Source organism: Alcanivorax limicola, assembly GCF_019931215.1.
GTDB lineage: Bacteria > Pseudomonadota > Gammaproteobacteria > Pseudomonadales > Alcanivoracaceae > Isoalcanivorax > Isoalcanivorax limicola.
The window spans coordinates 230,007-247,188 of the sequence record NZ_JAIOUB010000003.1; the positions used below are offsets into that span (position 1 = coordinate 230,007).

Sequence of the window (17,182 nt, forward strand, 5' to 3'; positions counted from 1 at the left end):
TTGTCGAACCGAAAGGCCCGGTCTCCCGCCGGGCCTTTCTTTATGTACAGATGGCTTTATGTACGACTGGCGAGGCGGCGTAGCGCGGCCTTGAGGTCCGGGTCGGTGATGGCGTCTGCGGCTTCATTCAGACAGGCGGGCGCATTGGCCGACAGGCGTGGCGGTGTCAGCAGGCTCTCCGCGGGGCCGACAGTGACCGGCAGGGCAACGCGGCTGACCTGCACTTTCCAGTCTTTCAGGCCCTGCTCGCGGGCCAGATTGGGGGCGTGAAAACGCAGCAACTGGGCGACGGCGTTGTTTTCAGCCAGCAATAGCAGGGTGTCTTCCTCTCGCAGCAGGGTAACCCGGGACGCTAGTGCAGGCGGCAGGCTGCTGCTTTCGATACGGCTCGGCCCCTTGTAATCACGGGCCTGACGGCTCAGGGGGCGGAGTTGATCGCCACCCAGTAGCAGGTCTATGGATTTTGGGCCAATTGCCTTAGCCATGATATTTTCCTAGTATAACCACACTACAAATAAGAAATACTTTTAAAAAGACCTATAACTCTCTGATATATATAGAAATGAAGCTCATTTACTGAGAGATGCCAAACCCATGAACATCATAGTGCTCAACAGCCGAGGCCACCAGTCGCGCGCGCTGCGACTGCCCCGATTCGTCCCCTTGATGCTCGTGGGGGTGCTGCTGTTGGTGCCAGCATTGGTCGGAACCGGTGCTTACTATGCCATGTATCACTGGGGCGATCCGGTGCTGGATCAGAATATGACTGCCCGCTGGCAGGGGGAACTGGAGAATCAGCGCCAGACCCTGGGCCAGCTCAACAACCGCACAGATGAAGAGCTGCGCGCGCTGACCATCCGCCTGGCCGAAATGCAGGCGCGGCTGGTGCGGCTGGATGCGCTGGGTGAACGGTTGGTGGATATCGCCGGCATTCCCTCCGATGAATTCGATTTCAGCGCCCCCATGGCGATTGGTGGCCCGGAGCTGCCGGATGAAGGCTCACTCGCCTACACGGCACCCTCCTTTACCGATGCGCTCACCGATCTGGCCGTGACACTGGATCGCCGCGAGCAGCAGCTGACGATTCTTGAACGCCTGATGGATTCCCGCCGCACCGCCTCCAAGACAGAACTGTCTGGCCGCCCGATTCGCCGGGGCTGGCTGTCGTCCCGTTTCGGCCAGCGTACCGACCCGTTCAGTGGCCGCCTGACCATGCACCGGGGCGTTGATTTTGCTGCCAAGGAAGGATCTGACGTGATCGCCACTGGTGCTGGCGTGGTGACCTTTGCTGGCACCCGCTGGGGTTACGGCAATCTGGTGGAAGTGAATCATGGCAACGGGTTGTCGACCCGTTATGCACACATGAAAGAAATTCTGATCGAGGCGGGCGATATCGTCCGGGCGGGCGATGTCATCGCGCTGGTCGGCACGACAGGGCGCTCCACCGGGCCCCACGTGCACTACGAAGTCCTCAAGAACGGCCGGCAGGTGGACCCCACGCCTTACGTGGCGCGCGCCCGGGACTGACCCGGACGCCGCAGAAGCACTTTTTTCCCGGCGTCGATGCCGCTGAGCTGCCAGGCCTTGATCTGCGCCCCCGAGGCCCCATCTGGTATAGATGGGGCAGCAAGACCCCCCGAAGCCGTGCGTTCCCCCTGTCTTATCCGGCCTGAACGGGTAGAATGGCGCTCGCGTATTTCAATCACTGATCAGACACCGGAAGTTTCATGCTCTCAGCCATAGCCAAAAAGATCTTCGGTAGCAAGAACGAACGTGAAGTCAAACGCATGCAGCGCATCGTCGGGGAGGTGAACCTGCTCGGCGAGGAGATCGCGGCCCTGGACGATGCGGCGCTCAAGGCCCGCACGGTCACGCTCAGGCAGGCCTATGCCGATGGCCGGTCGCTGGACGAGTTGCTGCCCGAGGCTTTTGCGGTGGTGCGAGAAGCTGCCACCCGTGTTATGGGCATGCGCCACTTCGATGTGCAGCTGGTGGGCGGTATCGCCCTGCACGAAGGCCGCATTGCCGAGATGCGCACTGGTGAGGGCAAGACCCTCACGGCGACGTTGCCGGCGTATCTGAACGCGCTGTCCGGGGATGGCGTGCACGTGGTCACGGTGAATGATTATCTGGCCGAGCGGGACGCCAACTGGATGCGGCCCCTGTATGAATTCCTGGGCCTGAAGGTGGGCATTGCGCTTTCCCAGCAGCCGCCGGAAGACAAGAAAGCCGCCTACGCCGCCGATATTACCTACGGCACCAACAACGAATTCGGTTTTGACTACCTGCGCGACAACATGGCCTTCCGTCTGGAAGATCGGGTCCAGCGCGGGCTGAATTACGCCATTGTCGATGAGGTGGATTCCATCCTGATCGATGAGGCGCGCACGCCGCTGATCATTTCCGGCCCGTCCTCTGACAGCTCTGAGCTGTACAAGAAGATCAATACGCTGATTCCCCGCCTGACCCCGCCCAGCGAAGAGGTAGAGGGCGATTACACACTGGATGAAAAGAATCGCCAGGTGGAACTCACCGAACAGGGCCATCAGCGCGTGGAAAAACTGCTGACTGACGCCGGGCTGCTGGAAGAGGGCGACAGCCTGTATTCCGCCCAGAGCCTGGGTTTGCTGCACCACGTGCACGCCGGTTTGAAAGCCCACGTCCTGTTCCGTCGCGACAAGGATTACATCGTCCAGAATGACCAGATCGTGATCGTGGATGAGCACACCGGCCGTACCATGCCGGGGCGCCGCTGGTCCGAGGGCATCCACCAGGCGGTGGAAGCCAAAGAAGGCATGCAGATCCAGCAGGAAAACCAGACGCTGGCGTCCACCACCTTCCAGAATTACTTCCGTATCTATAACAAGCTTTCCGGCATGACCGGTACAGCGGATACCGAAGCACCGGAGTTTCGGCAAATCTATGGCCTGGATGTGGTGGTCGTGCCGACCCACCGCCCCATGGTGCGCGTGGATGCCGACGATCTGGTGTACCTGTCACTGGAAGAAAAGTACGACGCGATTATCGAAGCTGTGCGTGCCGCAGTGGAAAAGGGCGCCCCCGTGCTGGTGGGTACCGCGACCATCTCGGCCTCCGAATACCTGTCCCAGCGACTGGACAAGGCGGGCATCAAGCATCAGGTCCTCAACGCCAAGTTCCACCGCAAGGAAGCTGAGATCATTGCCCAGGCAGGCCAGCCTGGTGCGGTGACCATCGCCACCAATATGGCGGGCCGGGGTACGGATATTGTGCTGGGCGGCAACCCGGATGTGGCCGTGGCCAATCTGGTAGACCCGACCGACGCCGAAATCCAGGCCGTGCGCGACCAGTGGAAACGGGATCATCAGAAAGTGCTCGACGCCGGCGGCCTGCATATTGTCGGCACCGAACGGCACGAATCCCGTCGCATCGACAATCAGCTGCGTGGCCGCGCCGGCCGCCAGGGCGACCCCGGCGACACGCGCTTCTTCCTGTCCATGGAAGACGACCTGATGCGCATCTTTGCCTCGGATCGCATCCGTAACCTGATGCGCAGCCTGGGTCTGGAGAAAGGCGAAGCCATCGAACACCGCTGGGTCACCAAAGCGATTGAAAACGCCCAGCGCAAGGTGGAAGGCCGCAACTTCGATATCCGCAAGAACCTGCTGGAATACGATGACGTGGCCAACGACCAGCGGCGCGTGATCTACACACAGCGGGACGAAATCCTGGCGTCCTCCGATTTGTCAGAAAGCGTGCGTGGTATCCGCCGCGACGTGATGACAGAAGTGGTGCACACCTACATGCCGCCGGGTTCCATTGAAGACCAGTGGGATGTGGAGGCGCTGGAGCGCACGCTGGATGCCGAGTACCAGATCAAGGCGCCGATACGCGTCTGGCTGGAACAGGACAGCAGCCTGCACATCGAAGGTGTCGCAGAGCGCGTCATCAGCACCATGGAAGCGAACTACGCCCGCAAGGAAGAAGAGGTCAGCCAGCTTGGTGTGGACCTGCGTCGCGTGGAAAAGCATCTGATGCTGCAAGTCCTCGACCGGCACTGGAAAGAACATCTGGCGAGCATGGATCACCTGCGTCAGGGCATTCACCTGCGCGGCTATGCCCAGAAAAATCCGAAGCAGGAATACAAGCGCGAGGCGTTTGACCTGTTCCAGACCATGATGCAGCAAATCCAGCACGAACTGGTGCGCGTGCTGAGCACCCTGGAGCTGCGCCGTGATGATGCGGTGGAACGTCTGGAACAACAGCGTGCGGAGGAAGCCCGCAAACAGGCCGAACAGATGCGCACCGAGCAGCTGGAGCCGGGAACCCGTGGTGTGCCCCGCGAGCGCGTTGGCGGTGCCCGGGGTGCCGCGCAGCCACAGCAGGCTGGCGCACAACCCTTCGTGCGCGAAGGGCCGAAGCTGGGCCGTAACGACCCGTGTTGGTGTGGTTCCGGCAAGAAATACAAACATTGCCACGGCAAACTGGATTCCTGATCGATGAACGCAGAGACGCAACGCGCCGGTAACGCCCAGTGGTTCCCTGTACCCGGCGTGCGCCTTGCTGCCGTCGCGGCGGGGGTCAAGAAACCCGACCGGCGTGATCTGGTGATACTGGCGCTGGCGGAAGGCAGCCGTACGGCAGGGGTGTTTACCCTCAACCGTTTTTGCGCCGCGCCGGTACAGATCGCGAAGGCGCACCTGACGCAGGGCGCGCCGCGTTATCTGCTGATCAACACCGGTTATGCCAATGCCGGCACCGGCAAAGAGGGCCATGCCCGGGCACTGGCCACCTGTGCATTGCTGGCCAGCGAGGCCGGTTGCCGTCCTGAGCAGGTGCTGCCGTTTTCCACCGGTGTCATCGGCGAGCTGTTTACCCTGCCGCCGTTCGAACGCGGCATCCCGGCGGCGCTGGCCAGCCTGGATGAGCACGCCTGGGGCGTGGCCGCCGAAGGCATCATGACCACGGATACCCGGCCCAAGGTGGCGACCCGTCGCCTGATGCTGGGTACTACCGAGATCACCATCACCGGCATGGCCAAGGGCGCCGGCATGATCAAGCCGAACATGGCGACCATGCTGGGGTTTATCGCCACTGATGCACCGGTGGCCCAGCCGCTGCTGGCGCAGTGGGTGCAGCAGCTGGCGGATCGCTCCTTCAACCGCATTACCATTGATGGCGACACCTCCACCAATGACGCCTGCATGCTGGTGGCCACCGGCCAGGCGGACATGCCTGAGCTTGTCGACGCCGACGATGCAGATGCCCGCGCCCTGTACCACGGGCTGGAGCAGGTGTTTGTGGAACTGGCTCAGGGCATCGTCCGGGATGGTGAAGGCGCGACCAAATTTGTCGAGATCGAGGTGACCGGTGCCGCCAGCCCTGCCGACGCGAAAGCGGTGGCCGAAACGGTGGCCCACTCCCCACTGGTGAAAACCGCCCTGTTCGCCTCCGACCCGAACTGGGGCCGTATTCTGGCCGCTGTGGGCCGTGCGCCGATCGAGGCGCTGGACGTGGACAAGGTGGATATCTGGCTGGATAACGTGCAGATCGTTGCCGCAGGCGGCGTGGCACCGGATTACGCGGAAGCCCGTGGCGCGGCCGTCATGGCCCAGGGCGATATCGCCATTCGCATCCGTCTGGGCGAGGGCGCCGGCGAGGCGACCGTCTGGACCTGCGATTTCAGCTACGACTACGTCAAGATCAACGCCGAATACCGCACCTGATCGATGCCTTCTGACGCGCTTCTGGTTGTTGCTGCCATCATCCGTCACCCGGACGATGGCAGCATCCTGCTGAGTCAGCGCCCCGCCCACAAGCACCAGGGCGGCCGCTGGGAATTCCCCGGCGGCAAGGTCGAGCCCGGCGAGACCCTCGACGCCGCGCTGGCCCGCGAGCTGGAGGAAGAGCTGGGCCTGCGCGTGACGGCCTGCCGCCCCTTCATGACCATCGAGCATGATTACCCTGAACTGTCCGTGCGCCTGTGCTTCCGCGAAGTCACGGCCTTTACCGGCGTGCCCCATGGCAGGGAAGGGCAGCCGGTGCACTGGTTCGCCCCGTCGCAGCTGGCCGAGTTGACCTTCCCGGAAGCCAATCGCCCGGTGGTGAGTGCGCTGGCGCTGCCTGATCGCCTGCTGATACTGCCGGACCCGCTGCCCCCGGCCTGGCCGCAGCAGCTTGCCAGCGCCCTCGCCAGCGGCATCGAGCTCGTCTACCTGCGCGGGATTACCGATGAGCCTCTGCTACGGCGTCTGGTTGCCGCCTGCCATGCGGGCGGTGCCAGGGCGCTGGTGGCTGATTCAGTCCCGCTGGCGCAGGCTGTGGGGGCGGATGGGGTGCATTTGCGAAGCCAGACGGGGATGCGTCTTGACCACCGCCCGGACAGCCCGCTGGTGTCCATGGCCTGCCACAACGCTGCCGAGCTGGCGCACGCTGAGCAGTTGGGGGTTGATCTGGCCCTGTTGTCCCCCGTGCTGCCCACCCCCACGCACCCTGATGCACCGGCTCTGGGCTGGGATGCCTTGCGTCAGTTGGCCGAGGGCCGGGCCTGTGCGGTGTATGCCCTGGGCGGGGTGGGGGCGAACGATCTGGATACGGCGCGTCAGCACGGCGCCCGGGGCATTGCCGGCATCCGTGCTTTCTGGCCGAGTGAATAGTCGTTTGGTGCGGCGCGCGCGTCAGGCGTCGGGGTCGTTGAACTCGTCCATGCCTTCCATGCCATCGATGCTGTCCGGGTCACCGGGAATGGCGTGGCGCTCTGAGGCCCAGTCGCCCAGGTCGATCAGTTTGCAGCGCTCGGAACAGAATGGCCGCCAGGGATTGTCGCTGCGCCACTGGGTCAGCTTCTTGCATTGCGGGCAGGGGTAAACGCGGGCGGTATTGTCGGCGGGGGGCTGAGCCGGTGATGTCTTGTTTGTCATTGCTGGCCTGTCGTCATGGCGAGGTATTGCGCGTGCAGTGTATCCAGCTGCGCGTGCAAGTGCGAGAGATCGCCATCGTTGACCACCACATCATCGGCCCGGGCCAGTTTTTCTGCGCGCGGCATCTGCGCCGCCATGATCGCTTCTACCTGTTCGGCGGCCACCGTATCCCGCGCCGTCGTGCGTGCGATCTGCAGCGCCTCCGGCACGTCCACCAGCAGGATGCGTTGCGCCATCTTGTGCTGGCTGGTTTCCAGCAGTAGCGGCGAAACCAGCACCGTGTAGGGCGAGCGGGCTGCTTGTAACTGGCGCATGATTTCCGCACCGATAGCCGGGTGGGTGATGGCTTCAAGCGCCTTGCGCTCTTCCGGGTCAGCAAACACTCGCTCACGCAGGGCGCGGCGATCCAGTGTACCGTCCGCAGCAATAACGCTGCTGCCAAAGCGGGCCTCGATTTCGTCCAGCGCCGGCTGGCCGGGCTCGACCACCACCCGTGACGCCAGATCCGCGTCGACGACAACGATGCCTTTCTCCGCGAGGTAATCCGACGCAGCGGTCTTGCCACTGCCGATACCGCCGGTCAGTCCCACGACAAACATGCCTGTTCCCCAGAAAAGTGCGTCAGAATTGCATCATGCCGAGATAGGTGTCCACGATCGCCTGCCCCCACAGCAGGGCGATCAACCCGGCGCCCGCCAGATACGGGCCGAAGGGAATCCCCTGGTCCCGCTTTACCCCGCCAGTGGCCAGCAACAGCCCGCCCACCACAGCACCGACGACCGACGACAACAGGATCACCAGCGGCAACAGCTGCCACCCCAACCAGGCCCCCAGCGTGGCCAGCAATTTGAAATCGCCATAGCCCATGCCTTCCTTGCCGGTCAGCAGCTTGAAGGCCCAGTACACGCTCCACAGCGCCAGATAGCCCGCTGCGGCCCCCATCACCGCATCTTGCAACGAGACCGGTGAAATGCCTGCCCAGGCCGCCATCAGGCCGACCCAGAGCAGCGGGTAAGTGATGCTGTCCGGCAACAAGGTGGTATCGAAGTCGATCATCGCCAGTGCCACCAGCGCCCAGCAGGCGAACAGCACCGCCAGCAACCACGGGCCGTAACCGAAATGCCAGGCGGCTAGCGCGCTGATCAACGCCGTGGCCAACTCCACCAGCGGATAACGCACGGCAATCTTGCCACCGCAGGCACTGCATTTGCCGCGCAGGGCAAGCCAGCTGACCACCGGGATGTTTTCATACCAGCGAATCTGGTGGCCGCAATGGGGGCAGGCGGAGCGGGGGGCCACCAGATTGAAGTGTGTAGCAGGGGGCTCTTCAGGCAGCGCAAGCATCGACCTGGCTTCCTGCTGCCAGGCTTGCTCCATCATCTTCGGTAAACGATAGATGACCACGTTGAGAAAACTGCCGATCAGCAGCCCGACGATAAAAACCAGCCCGACGAGTGCCGCCGGGCTGTGGGAAAGCAATTCAAACAGAGTCATAACCGGATCACATAAGGCTGCCGAGCTGGAAGATGGGCAGGTACATGGCGACGATCAGGCCGCCGACGACCACGCCAAGGAAACTCATGATGAGCGGTTCCATCATACTGGTCAGGCCATCCACGGCGTTATCCACTTCGTCTTCGTAATACTGCGCCACTTTGGAGAGCATGGCATCCAGGGAGCCGGATTCCTCGCCAATGGCGGTCATCTGTAGCGCCATGCTCGGGAAAACACCGGTGCTGCGCATGGCGAACTGCAACTGCTGGCCTGTCGAGACATCATCCTTGATCTTGTACACCGCATTGCGATAGACCGCATTCCCGGTGGCGCCGGCACAGGCGTCCAGTGCATCGATCAGCGGCACACCCGCTGCAAAGGTGGTGGACAGCGTACGTGCATAACGCGCGATGGTGGCCTTGAAAATGATGTCTCCGGCGACCGGCAGCTTCAAGGCCAGCCGGTCCAGCATATCGGAAAACGCCTGCGATCGTCGTTTTGCCTGAACCAGCCCGGTGATGGTGCCCACAATGGCCACAAGAATGTAGAAGCCGTTGGCCTGCATGCCCTGGGACAGATTGATCACGAACTGCGTCATGGCCGGCAGCTCCGCACCAAAGCCCTGGAACAGCTCTTCAAATGTCGGCACCACCTTGATCAACAGGATGGCTGTCACGACACCCGCCACCACCATGACGGTGGCCGGATACTTCATGGCCTTTTTGATCTTGGCCTTGAGCGCTTCACTTTTTTCCTTGTAGAGCGCTACCCGGTCGAGCATGGTTTCCAGCGCACCGGACTGCTCACCGGCCTCTACCAGGCTGCAGTAGAGGTCATCAAAGTACTTGGGCTGATTCCTGAGTGCATTGGCAAAGTTGGTGCCGCTCTCCACATCGGTTTTTATCTTCATCACGACTTCCCGCATGGTCGGGTTGTCGAGCCCTTCCGCCACAATTTCGAAGGACTGCACCAGTGGCACACCAGCCTTCATCATGGTGGCCAGCTGCCGGGTGAAGATGGCAATGTCCGCGGGCTTTACGGATTTCTTGCCCATAAAGCTCAGTGCAGCGGCTTTTTTCCTGACTTTCTTGGCGTTGATCCCCTGCTTGCGCAGCTCGGCTCGCGCCATGGCGGGGGTCGTTGAGGACACCTCACCTTTTACCTTGCTGCCTTTGCGGTCCAGCCCTTCATAGGTGAAGGTCGCTTTTGTCTTTGTTTTAACTGCTGCTGTCTTCGCCATATTCAGTGTCCGGAAGTAACACGGTTGATCTCTTCGAGACTGGTAACACCCTGCATGACCTTCAAGAGGCCGGAGCGAGTGAGGTCATTGAAGCCTTCCTTGCGGCACTGGTCGGCAATCTGAATGGAATTGCCTTCCTCCATGATGATCCGGGCGATACCGTCGGTAATCTTCACCACTTCATATACCCCCAGACGACCTTTGTAACCGTTATTGCACTTTTCGCAACCCTTTGGGCCGTAAACCGTGAACCCGGTAGCGATGTCTTCCTCGGTAAAGCCCAGTTCAAGCAGCGACTTGGGCGGGACGTCCACCGCTTCCTTGCAGTGCTCGCAAAGACGTCGTGCCAGTCGCTGGGCAATGATCAGAATGACGGAGGTGGCGATGTTGAAGGATGGAATGCCCATATTGCGCAGACGGGTCAGGGTCTCTGGCGCGCTGTTGGTGTGCAGCGTCGAGAGCACAAGGTGGCCCGTCTGCGCGGCCTTGACGGCGATGCTGGCGGTTTCCAGATCCCGGATCTCCCCCACCAGGATCACATCCGGATCCTGGCGCAGGAACGCTTTCAACGCCGCAGAGAAATCCATCCCGGTCTTGGTATTCACGTTGACCTGGTTGACGCCTTCCAGGTTGATCTCCACCGGATCCTCGGCGGTGGAGATGTTCCGCTCCGGCGTGTTGAGGATGTTGACCCCGGTGTACAGCGAGACTGTCTTGCCGGAACCTGTGGGGCCGGTCACCAGAATCATGCCCTGAGGCTTTTCCAGGGCATCCATATACAGCTTCTTCTGCCAGTCCTCATAGCCCAGGGCGTCGATACCCATCTTGGCGCTTTCGGCGTCCAGAATCCGCAGTACGATTTTCTCCCCGAACAAGGTGGGGCAGGTGTTCACCCGGAAGTCGATACCCCGGGTCTTGGATATCTTGAGCTTGATACGGCCATCCTGCGGCACCCGACGCTCGGAGATATCGAGCTGCGACATGACCTTGAGACGCGCGGCAATCTTGCCTGCGCTGCCGGCGGGCGGCTTCGCCACTTCACGCAGAATGCCGTCTTGCCGAAAGCGCACACGATAGGTCTTCTCATAGGGCTCGAAGTGAAGATCCGATGCGCCCAGCTTGATGGCATCCAGCAGCAGCTTGTTAACGAAGCGCACAATCGGGGCGTCATCAGACCCGGCAGAGGCATCCTCCTGCTTGGCATCCGCTTCACCGCCGCCGATATCGATATCATCCAGATTCTCATCCAGGTCCTTGAAGGCGCCGCCCTCGGCTTCCGTGACGACGGCATCGATCCACTGCCCAAGCTTGTCGTCTTCCACCACCAGGGTTTCGATATTCAGGCCGGTGTTGAAGCGGATATCTTCCAGTGCCTGCAAATTGGTCGGGTCGGAGGCAGCAACAAACAATCGGCTGCCGCGGCGGAACAGGGGTAACACCCGATGCTTGGTGATCAGCTTGTGATCCACCAGATCCTTTGTCATCAACTCGGGGTTAAAGGCCGAGAGATCCAGCAGCGGATCGCCGAACTCTTCGGCCACCACTCTGGCGACATCTCTGCCGGGGGCCATGTTCTTGCTGACCAGGAAGCTGACCAGTGGCACGCTCTCCTGCCGGGCGCCCGCCAGGGCGCTGCGCGCTTTTTCTTCGGTCAGCACATTATCGTTGACCAGGCGCCGCGCCAGGCCGGTAAGCGGAGTAGACATGCTGAGCAAGCCTTAGGTTATTGATTTATAAGAATTCGTTGCGTCAGTTCGAGCCGCAGGGGGCCACGTTTTTCGCTTCAGAATAACTCTACACATAAAGTATGAGGCTTGCCAGCAACCTTCTTATGAGGCGGTGGGGCGAAGCGAGGGCTGCGGCGCGTCATGCCCTGAGGATGAGCAGGTGCCGAAATGTGATGCGGGTCTCATATTATTGTTGCGAAGAGCGTTCTACAAAGAATGAAGTCTGGATTAAAGCGAGCGCTTGTACTTGATGTGAGGTGACAAAGACAGGCTTTGCGGTGACAAAATTCGGCAGCTAGTGACGCGCAGCGTCTGCTTCTTGTGCCCCTTCTGGGCGCCATGCATCGCTGAAACATAACCACTACGCAATAATTCCGATGGCGATTGCAATTGGCCTGCTAAATGCATTACAACACACAGGTCGCTCGTACCTGGGGGCAATACCGGGGGCGGGACAGGATAACCTGGTAATTTGATAACTTTATAAGTATTGGAGAGGCTGTTATGAAACAGACACAGAAGGGTTTTACCCTCATCGAACTGATGATCGTGGTGGCAATCATTGGTATTCTGGCTGCTATCGCTATTCCGCAGTATCAGAACTATATCGCTCGCTCGCAGATGACTACTGGTTATTCCACTGTGCGCTCGCTGGTGACTGCTGCTGAAGAAATGGTGCAGCGAAACATTGACCCGAGCCTTGATCCGGCCGAACAAGGCTTCGTTGGTCTGAAAACCGACGCCAGCACGCTGGGCACTATCGCTATTACGACTCCAGGCGCAAACACTAAGATCGTGTTCACTTACGACAAGAATGTAACGCCGGCAGTGAAAGGTAAGACATTGACTCTGGTGCGTGATAACGACGGCCTCTGGTCATGTGAAACAGCTGGTGGTCTGGACATTCGCTATGTGCCGGACGGTTGCACCAACATCTGAGCCTGTTTTACGAATAGTGCTTCTCCGTTTCCGAGATGTCTGGACTGGGTGGTAGCACAGAAAAGGGCCTGCTTGCAGGCCCTTTTTTAATGAAGAGAATAGTTGCCCCGGCTTGACAGGTTATCTATGTTAGCTGCGTTACAGAGCGCAGGGCAGCGCTCAATTGGCTATTTATTTGCGCACTAGCGCCCCCGTTCAGCAGAAGGATAATAATCTTGAGCTCTTCCATTCCTGTCCGACTGAAGTTGCTGCTCGGCATCTTCGTGCTATCAGGCTTCGCCGGTCTGATCTATCAGTCAATATGGTCCCACTATCTGGGTCTCTTTCTGGGTCATGCCGCTTACGCTCAAGCGTTGGTATTGGCGATATTCATGGGCGGGATGGCGCTGGGGGCTGCGCTGATAGCGCGAGTCGGGCATCGCTGGCGCAATCTGGTGCGTGGCTATGCTGTGGTCGAGCTGATTATTGGCGTGCTGGGCCTGGTGTTTCACTGGGTGTTTGTCGGCGCGCTGGGGCTGAGCTACGAGGTGCTGATTCCGGCGCTCGGGCAGCCATGGTTGGTGAACAGCTATAAATGGATCCTCGCAGGCATCCTGATACTTCCCCAGACTGTGCTGCTGGGCATGACCTTTCCCCTGATGACGAGCGGTATCATTCGCCGTTTCCCGGGTCGGGACGGTGGTATCCTCGGCGGTCTGTACTTTACCAATAGCATTGGTGCGGCGATTGGGGTGTTGGTTGCTGCGTTTCTGCTGTTGCCGCAGATCGGGCTACACGGCGCGATTGTTGTTGCTGGCCTGATCAACATTATGGTGGCACTGCTTGCCTGGCTGTTGAGCGGTGGTGAGGAGCGTGTGCGGAGTGAAGAGATTGCCGGCGACGGCGGGCAGGTAGCGTCTGATGGCCGCCGCCGCCTCCTGAGGATTGCCTTGCTTGCCACCTTCATGTCCGGCGCTGCGTCCTTCGCCTATGAAATTGTCTGGATTCGCATGTTGAGCCTGGCGGTTGGCAGCACGCTGCATGCCTTCGAACTGATGCTGGCATCCTTTATTGCCGGTATTGCCTTCGGGGGCTACTGGATTAGACATCGGGCGGACTCTACGGCGGATCCGATGCGGCTGGTGGGTTGGTTGCAGGTCTGGATGGGGCTCGCGGCGCTGATGTCGCTGGTGCTCTATGCCAATGCCTTTACCTGGGTTGGCTTTTTCATGGAGTCGCTATCTCGCTCTGATGGCGCTTACAGCCTTTTTAATCTGGGTACCGCGTCGATAGCGATCCTGATCATGATGCCCGCCGCCTTCTTCGCCGGCACCACTTTGCCGCTTTTCACGGTGGCGTTGTTGCGGGACGGACAAGGGGAGGCGTCCATAGGGCGTGTATATGCGTGGAATACACTGGGTGCCATCGTCGGGGTATTCGCTGCCATTCACTTCCTCATCCCTGTCATGGGGTTGCGCCTGACGTTGATCTTCGCAGCATTGATTGACATGTTCATCGGTGTGGCGCTGCTACGCTGGCGAGCAGACAAGCGTCGGTCTTTCATTGGGGTGGGCTCTGCTGCTGCAGTGGTGGTGGCCAGTGCCTCGCTGGTGATGGTCTATGTGCCTTTCGACCCAATGCAGTTGAGTTCAGGGGTATATCGTCATGGCCAGGCGCGTCTGCCGGCGGGCGATGAGGTGATTTACTATCGTGATGGAAAAACCGCCAGTGTCTCTGCTGTGGCCAGTGCCGACGGGACGTTCCGTATTGCCACAAATGGCAAGGTGGATGCGGGTATACAGATGATAGGAGGGCGGCAGGCGACTGCTGATGAGCCGACGATGGTGCTGGCGGCCGCGATTCCGCTTGCCTATCTGGATCGCCCGGAAACGGTGGGCGTTATCGGTTTTGGATCGGGGCTTACCACCCACGCCTTGCTGGCCGATCCCTCATTGAAAAGAGTGGATACAATCGAGATCGAAGAAGCAATGGTCGAGGGTGCGAGAGTATTTGCGCATCGCGTGGACCGGGCCTACACAGATCCGCGCTCAAACATCATTATTGATGATGCGAAAAGCTATTTCTCCGGCCAACAGCATCGTTACGACCTGATTGTTTCTGAGCCCTCGAACCCCTGGATCAGCGGTGTTGGCGCACTGTTCTCGAAAGAGTTCTATGAGTTCGTGCCGCGCTTCATGAGCGAGGACGGCATTTTTCTTCAGTGGCTCCAGCTTTACGAAATTGACGAGGCCTTGGTGGGGTCAGTGCTTAACGCGATGGTGCCCGCATTCGAGGATTACCATGCTTATCTGGCCAATACCTCTGATTTGCTGATTGTTGCCAGCAAGAAGACGCTGCCGAAGGAGCCTGACTTTGCCAAGCTGTTCGGCGGCGACATGGGGCTGGAATTGCAACGTGTGGGTATTGAGCATCCTGAACAGATGCAGTTCAGGATGCTCGCAGACGCAGAGCTGATCGAGGCGCTTGCTCGGCTGCATGAGCACCGGGTAAATAGTGATTACTTCCCCGTCTTGAGTCTGAAAGCACCGAAAACGCGCTTCCGTGGGCAAGCCGCGCATCAAATATTTACGTTGCCGGTACTGGATGTGCCATTGCTCGAAGCGCTGGGAATCAGCGGGCCGGTTCCTTCTCATATATCCCCGGGAATCGGAAGCCATTACCCCCGCGCCATGCGGACTGATGCTGCGCGCCTCCTTGCACGGGCATTGAAAGGGCAGGAACTGGGCGATCATGGGACTGAGGCAACACGGGTCGAAATATCCCGTAGCGCACTGATGTTCGAATCGCTGGCGATGAAATGCCAGGCGTCATGGCGCCATGAAGAGGAGCTTCTGGCAGTCAGTATGTTGCGTTATCTGGTGGAAAATACTCTGCCGTTTCTATCAGCAGAGGAACAGGAAGGTGTGCTGATTGCTCCCGCGTGGCAGGCATGCAATAACCCGCCGGCGGCCTATGCTGAAATCATGGAGTTACTTGAGGCTGCTGCCTCGCGAGACGACGAGAGTACAGAGTTGCTGGCCCGCGACTGGCTTGATGGTGCCGGTGAGCGTGATGCGGCTTATCAGGTTTTCGATGCGGTAGCGTTTTCGCAGTTGCAGTTTGCGCTGATCCGGCAAGGCAAGCTTATTGAGGCTGCAGCAGTGGAGAAGGATTTTGGTGCCAAGGTGCAAGCCAAAGGCGAGTATGGATTGGCGAGAACGCTGTTGCTCGCATGGTTTGACAGGAGCTGAGAGAGGGGCGGGTGTTCTTGGTTGATCCACCGGTTCTTTGGGCTGAACTGGCGCTGTCGTGGTATGAATCCGCGACAGCGTGGGCGCCGCTGAGTGGCACTGGGTGACGCGTCCCGTCACCGGCCTTGGAGGCTATGAGCTTTATGCCTGTAATTATCTGATTTTGTTGATATTTTTTTGTCTCTTTGTGGCATCCTTCTTGCTTTGTCGATTTGGGTGATTGGTTGCGGGTGCTTCTTTGCTCGTTACAGCCATGAAAGTCATGTCATATCGATTGGGGTGGGGGAGCATGCGTAGCAAGTCCAGTAAGGGTTTTTCCCTGATAGAAATGCTGATTGCCATTGGCATTCTTGGTGTATTGGCGGCATTGGCGCTGCCGCTATACCAAAGTTATGTTGCCCGCTCACAGGTCGGTGCAGCTTACGCAAGTATTCGCGCCGTCGTCCCTATTGCGGAAGAAATGATCCAGCGCAATATACAGCCCAGCCTGGATGCAACGGCCGATGGCTATATCGGGCTGAAGGCAGACGTCGTGCGATTCGGGACCATAGATCTCACCGGGCCGCTGGGCCTTACGCAGCTGGAGATAGTGTTGGATGGCAGTGTGACACCAGTCATAAACGGTGGGCGCATTACCATAGCCAGAACCGCAGATGGCTTGTGGCGGTGCACTTCTGACGTTGTGTTGAGCTACCGCCCCGATAACTGTTTATGAATAAGGGCAGGAGGTGAGGGTGATAAAGCCGGATAGTGCAAGGGTATCGAAGCTGCTTTTCTATTCCACCGCAATAGTACTTTTCCTGTACAGCTTGGCTTCGCTACGAAAGCTTTACGTGTTGCACACATCCCCCGAGTCCATCAGTGCCGACGCCATATCACCTTATGTCGAGCTCACAGTGGTGTTTCTCATCGTGCTGACCTATGGCCTGTATCGCCTTGTGGGCTATCTTCGTCACGGTGAAGAGCGGGCGTTTTTGCGTAAGTATGGGAAGTGATGTCAGAATGACATCATGGGCATGGCCGTTTTCTACGATAGGATGCCGTGGGGATAAAGAATTACAGGGAGCGGCGGGCATAGGGATAGTGCATAGACTACGGCTTCACCAAATCTTCGTTTTATGGCGATGCAGTTATCAAGCTGCTTTCTTGATGGGCTCGCTCCTCTGGTGTGTGATGGCTGCAGCCGCCACGCCCCTTGACAAACCTTCTCTACTTGTCTCCAGTCCGGATTCTGATTGCAGCGTGCTCGAAGCGCCGTCGATCAGCCAAACCTTTCAGCGTCTCGTTCACCTGGACGAGGCGCATATTCCTGTAAGCACTCCAGCAAATATTGACCTCGGTACGCGGCCGCAGCATGCCATGGCCCTGCAGGCGTTGCTGTCAAATCGCCGTTGGGCAGACGAAGTGCTCCTGATAACACAATCCGGCGATGCCAGCCGTGCGCGGTTGATATGCCAGCAGCTTCAGCGGCACGGTTTCAGCGCGGCAAGGATAAGCGGGGGCAGGCCTCCCATTTCATAGAGCTACCAGAGCTAATTTGGGTGGCGTGTGCACATAAGCGGGGTCAGGTCTCACATTTCACAGAACTACCAGCGCTAACTCGGGTGGCGTGTGTGAGATGTAAGAACAGGCTCCACTTCTTGTAAGGGCTGG

The 17,182-nt window shown here is 59.4% G+C and carries 13 protein-coding genes; 7 read left to right on the plus strand and 6 right to left on the minus strand.

The window, feature by feature from the left end:
* Positions 1-56 precede the first annotated feature (56 nt).
* Positions 57-485: a hypothetical protein gene (locus K8B33_RS11230; RefSeq protein ID WP_223426474.1), complete on the minus strand. Its 429-nt coding sequence runs from the start codon at positions 483-485 to the stop codon at positions 57-59.
* 109 nt (positions 486-594) lie between these two features.
* On the opposite strand from K8B33_RS11230, the gene K8B33_RS11235 reads away from it, so the two are divergent.
* The 4 genes from K8B33_RS11235 (at position 595) to K8B33_RS11250 (ending at position 6,635) form a co-directional block, all read left to right on the plus strand.
* Positions 595-1,527 (plus strand): M23 family metallopeptidase, encoded by a 933-nt coding sequence (locus K8B33_RS11235; protein ID WP_223426476.1) that lies wholly within the window; start codon positions 595-597, stop codon positions 1,525-1,527.
* Between the two features lie 200 nt (positions 1,528-1,727).
* Complete coding sequence (gene secA / locus K8B33_RS11240) at positions 1,728-4,475, plus strand: preprotein translocase subunit SecA (protein ID WP_223426479.1); 2,748 nt, start codon at positions 1,728-1,730, stop codon at positions 4,473-4,475.
* A gap of 3 nt (positions 4,476-4,478) precedes the next feature.
* Positions 4,479-5,705 (plus strand): bifunctional glutamate N-acetyltransferase/amino-acid acetyltransferase ArgJ, encoded by a 1,227-nt coding sequence (gene argJ, locus K8B33_RS11245; RefSeq protein WP_223426482.1) that lies wholly within the window; start codon positions 4,479-4,481, stop codon positions 5,703-5,705.
* A gap of 3 nt (positions 5,706-5,708) precedes the next feature.
* Complete coding sequence (locus K8B33_RS11250; protein ID WP_223426484.1) at positions 5,709-6,635, plus strand: Nudix family hydrolase; 927 nt, start codon at positions 5,709-5,711, stop codon at positions 6,633-6,635.
* Positions 6,636-6,656: 21 nt separating this feature from the next.
* Here the strand turns inward: K8B33_RS11250 and K8B33_RS11255 are convergent, their stop codons facing one another.
* Genes K8B33_RS11255 through pilB form a run of 5 tightly spaced genes read right to left on the minus strand, consistent with a single transcriptional unit; the run spans position 6,657 to position 11,339 of the window.
* The gene (locus K8B33_RS11255) at positions 6,657-6,899 is read right to left on the minus strand and encodes a DNA gyrase inhibitor YacG (protein WP_223426486.1); all 243 of its coding nucleotides are present in this window, start codon (positions 6,897-6,899) and stop codon (positions 6,657-6,659) included.
* Positions 6,896-7,498: a dephospho-CoA kinase gene (gene coaE / locus K8B33_RS11260; protein WP_223426489.1), complete on the minus strand. Its 603-nt coding sequence runs from the start codon at positions 7,496-7,498 to the stop codon at positions 6,896-6,898. The genes K8B33_RS11255 and coaE overlap by 4 nt, the downstream gene beginning before the upstream one ends.
* A 22-nt stretch (positions 7,499-7,520) precedes the next feature.
* A complete protein-coding gene (locus tag K8B33_RS11265; RefSeq protein ID WP_223426491.1) occupies positions 7,521-8,393 on the minus strand; it encodes a prepilin peptidase in 873 nt (290 codons plus the stop codon).
* Between the two features lie 7 nt (positions 8,394-8,400).
* Positions 8,401-9,633, minus strand: a complete 1,233-nt coding sequence (locus K8B33_RS11270) for a type II secretion system F family protein (RefSeq protein ID WP_223426494.1) — start codon at positions 9,631-9,633, stop codon at positions 8,401-8,403.
* Between the two features lie 2 nt (positions 9,634-9,635).
* Positions 9,636-11,339 carry a type IV-A pilus assembly ATPase PilB gene (pilB, locus tag K8B33_RS11275; protein WP_317846222.1) on the minus strand — a complete coding sequence of 568 codons (1,704 nt, stop codon included), beginning with the start codon at positions 11,337-11,339 and terminating at the stop codon, positions 9,636-9,638.
* Between the two features lie 525 nt (positions 11,340-11,864).
* On the opposite strand from pilB, the gene K8B33_RS11285 reads away from it, so the two are divergent.
* The 3 genes from K8B33_RS11285 to K8B33_RS11300 all read left to right on the plus strand — a co-directional run bounded on the left by K8B33_RS11285 (position 11,865) and on the right by K8B33_RS11300 (position 16,244).
* Positions 11,865-12,299 carry a pilin gene (locus tag K8B33_RS11285; protein ID WP_263284637.1) on the plus strand — a complete coding sequence of 145 codons (435 nt, stop codon included), beginning with the start codon at positions 11,865-11,867 and terminating at the stop codon, positions 12,297-12,299.
* A 245-nt stretch (positions 12,300-12,544) separates the two neighbouring features.
* Entirely contained in the window at positions 12,545-15,529 is a 2,985-nt protein-coding gene (locus tag K8B33_RS11290; protein WP_223426499.1) for a fused MFS/spermidine synthase, read from the plus strand.
* Positions 15,530-15,818: 289 nt separating this feature from the next.
* Complete coding sequence (locus K8B33_RS11300; protein WP_317846223.1) at positions 15,819-16,244, plus strand: pilin; 426 nt, start codon at positions 15,819-15,821, stop codon at positions 16,242-16,244.
* The last annotated feature ends 938 nt before the right edge of the window (positions 16,245-17,182 follow it).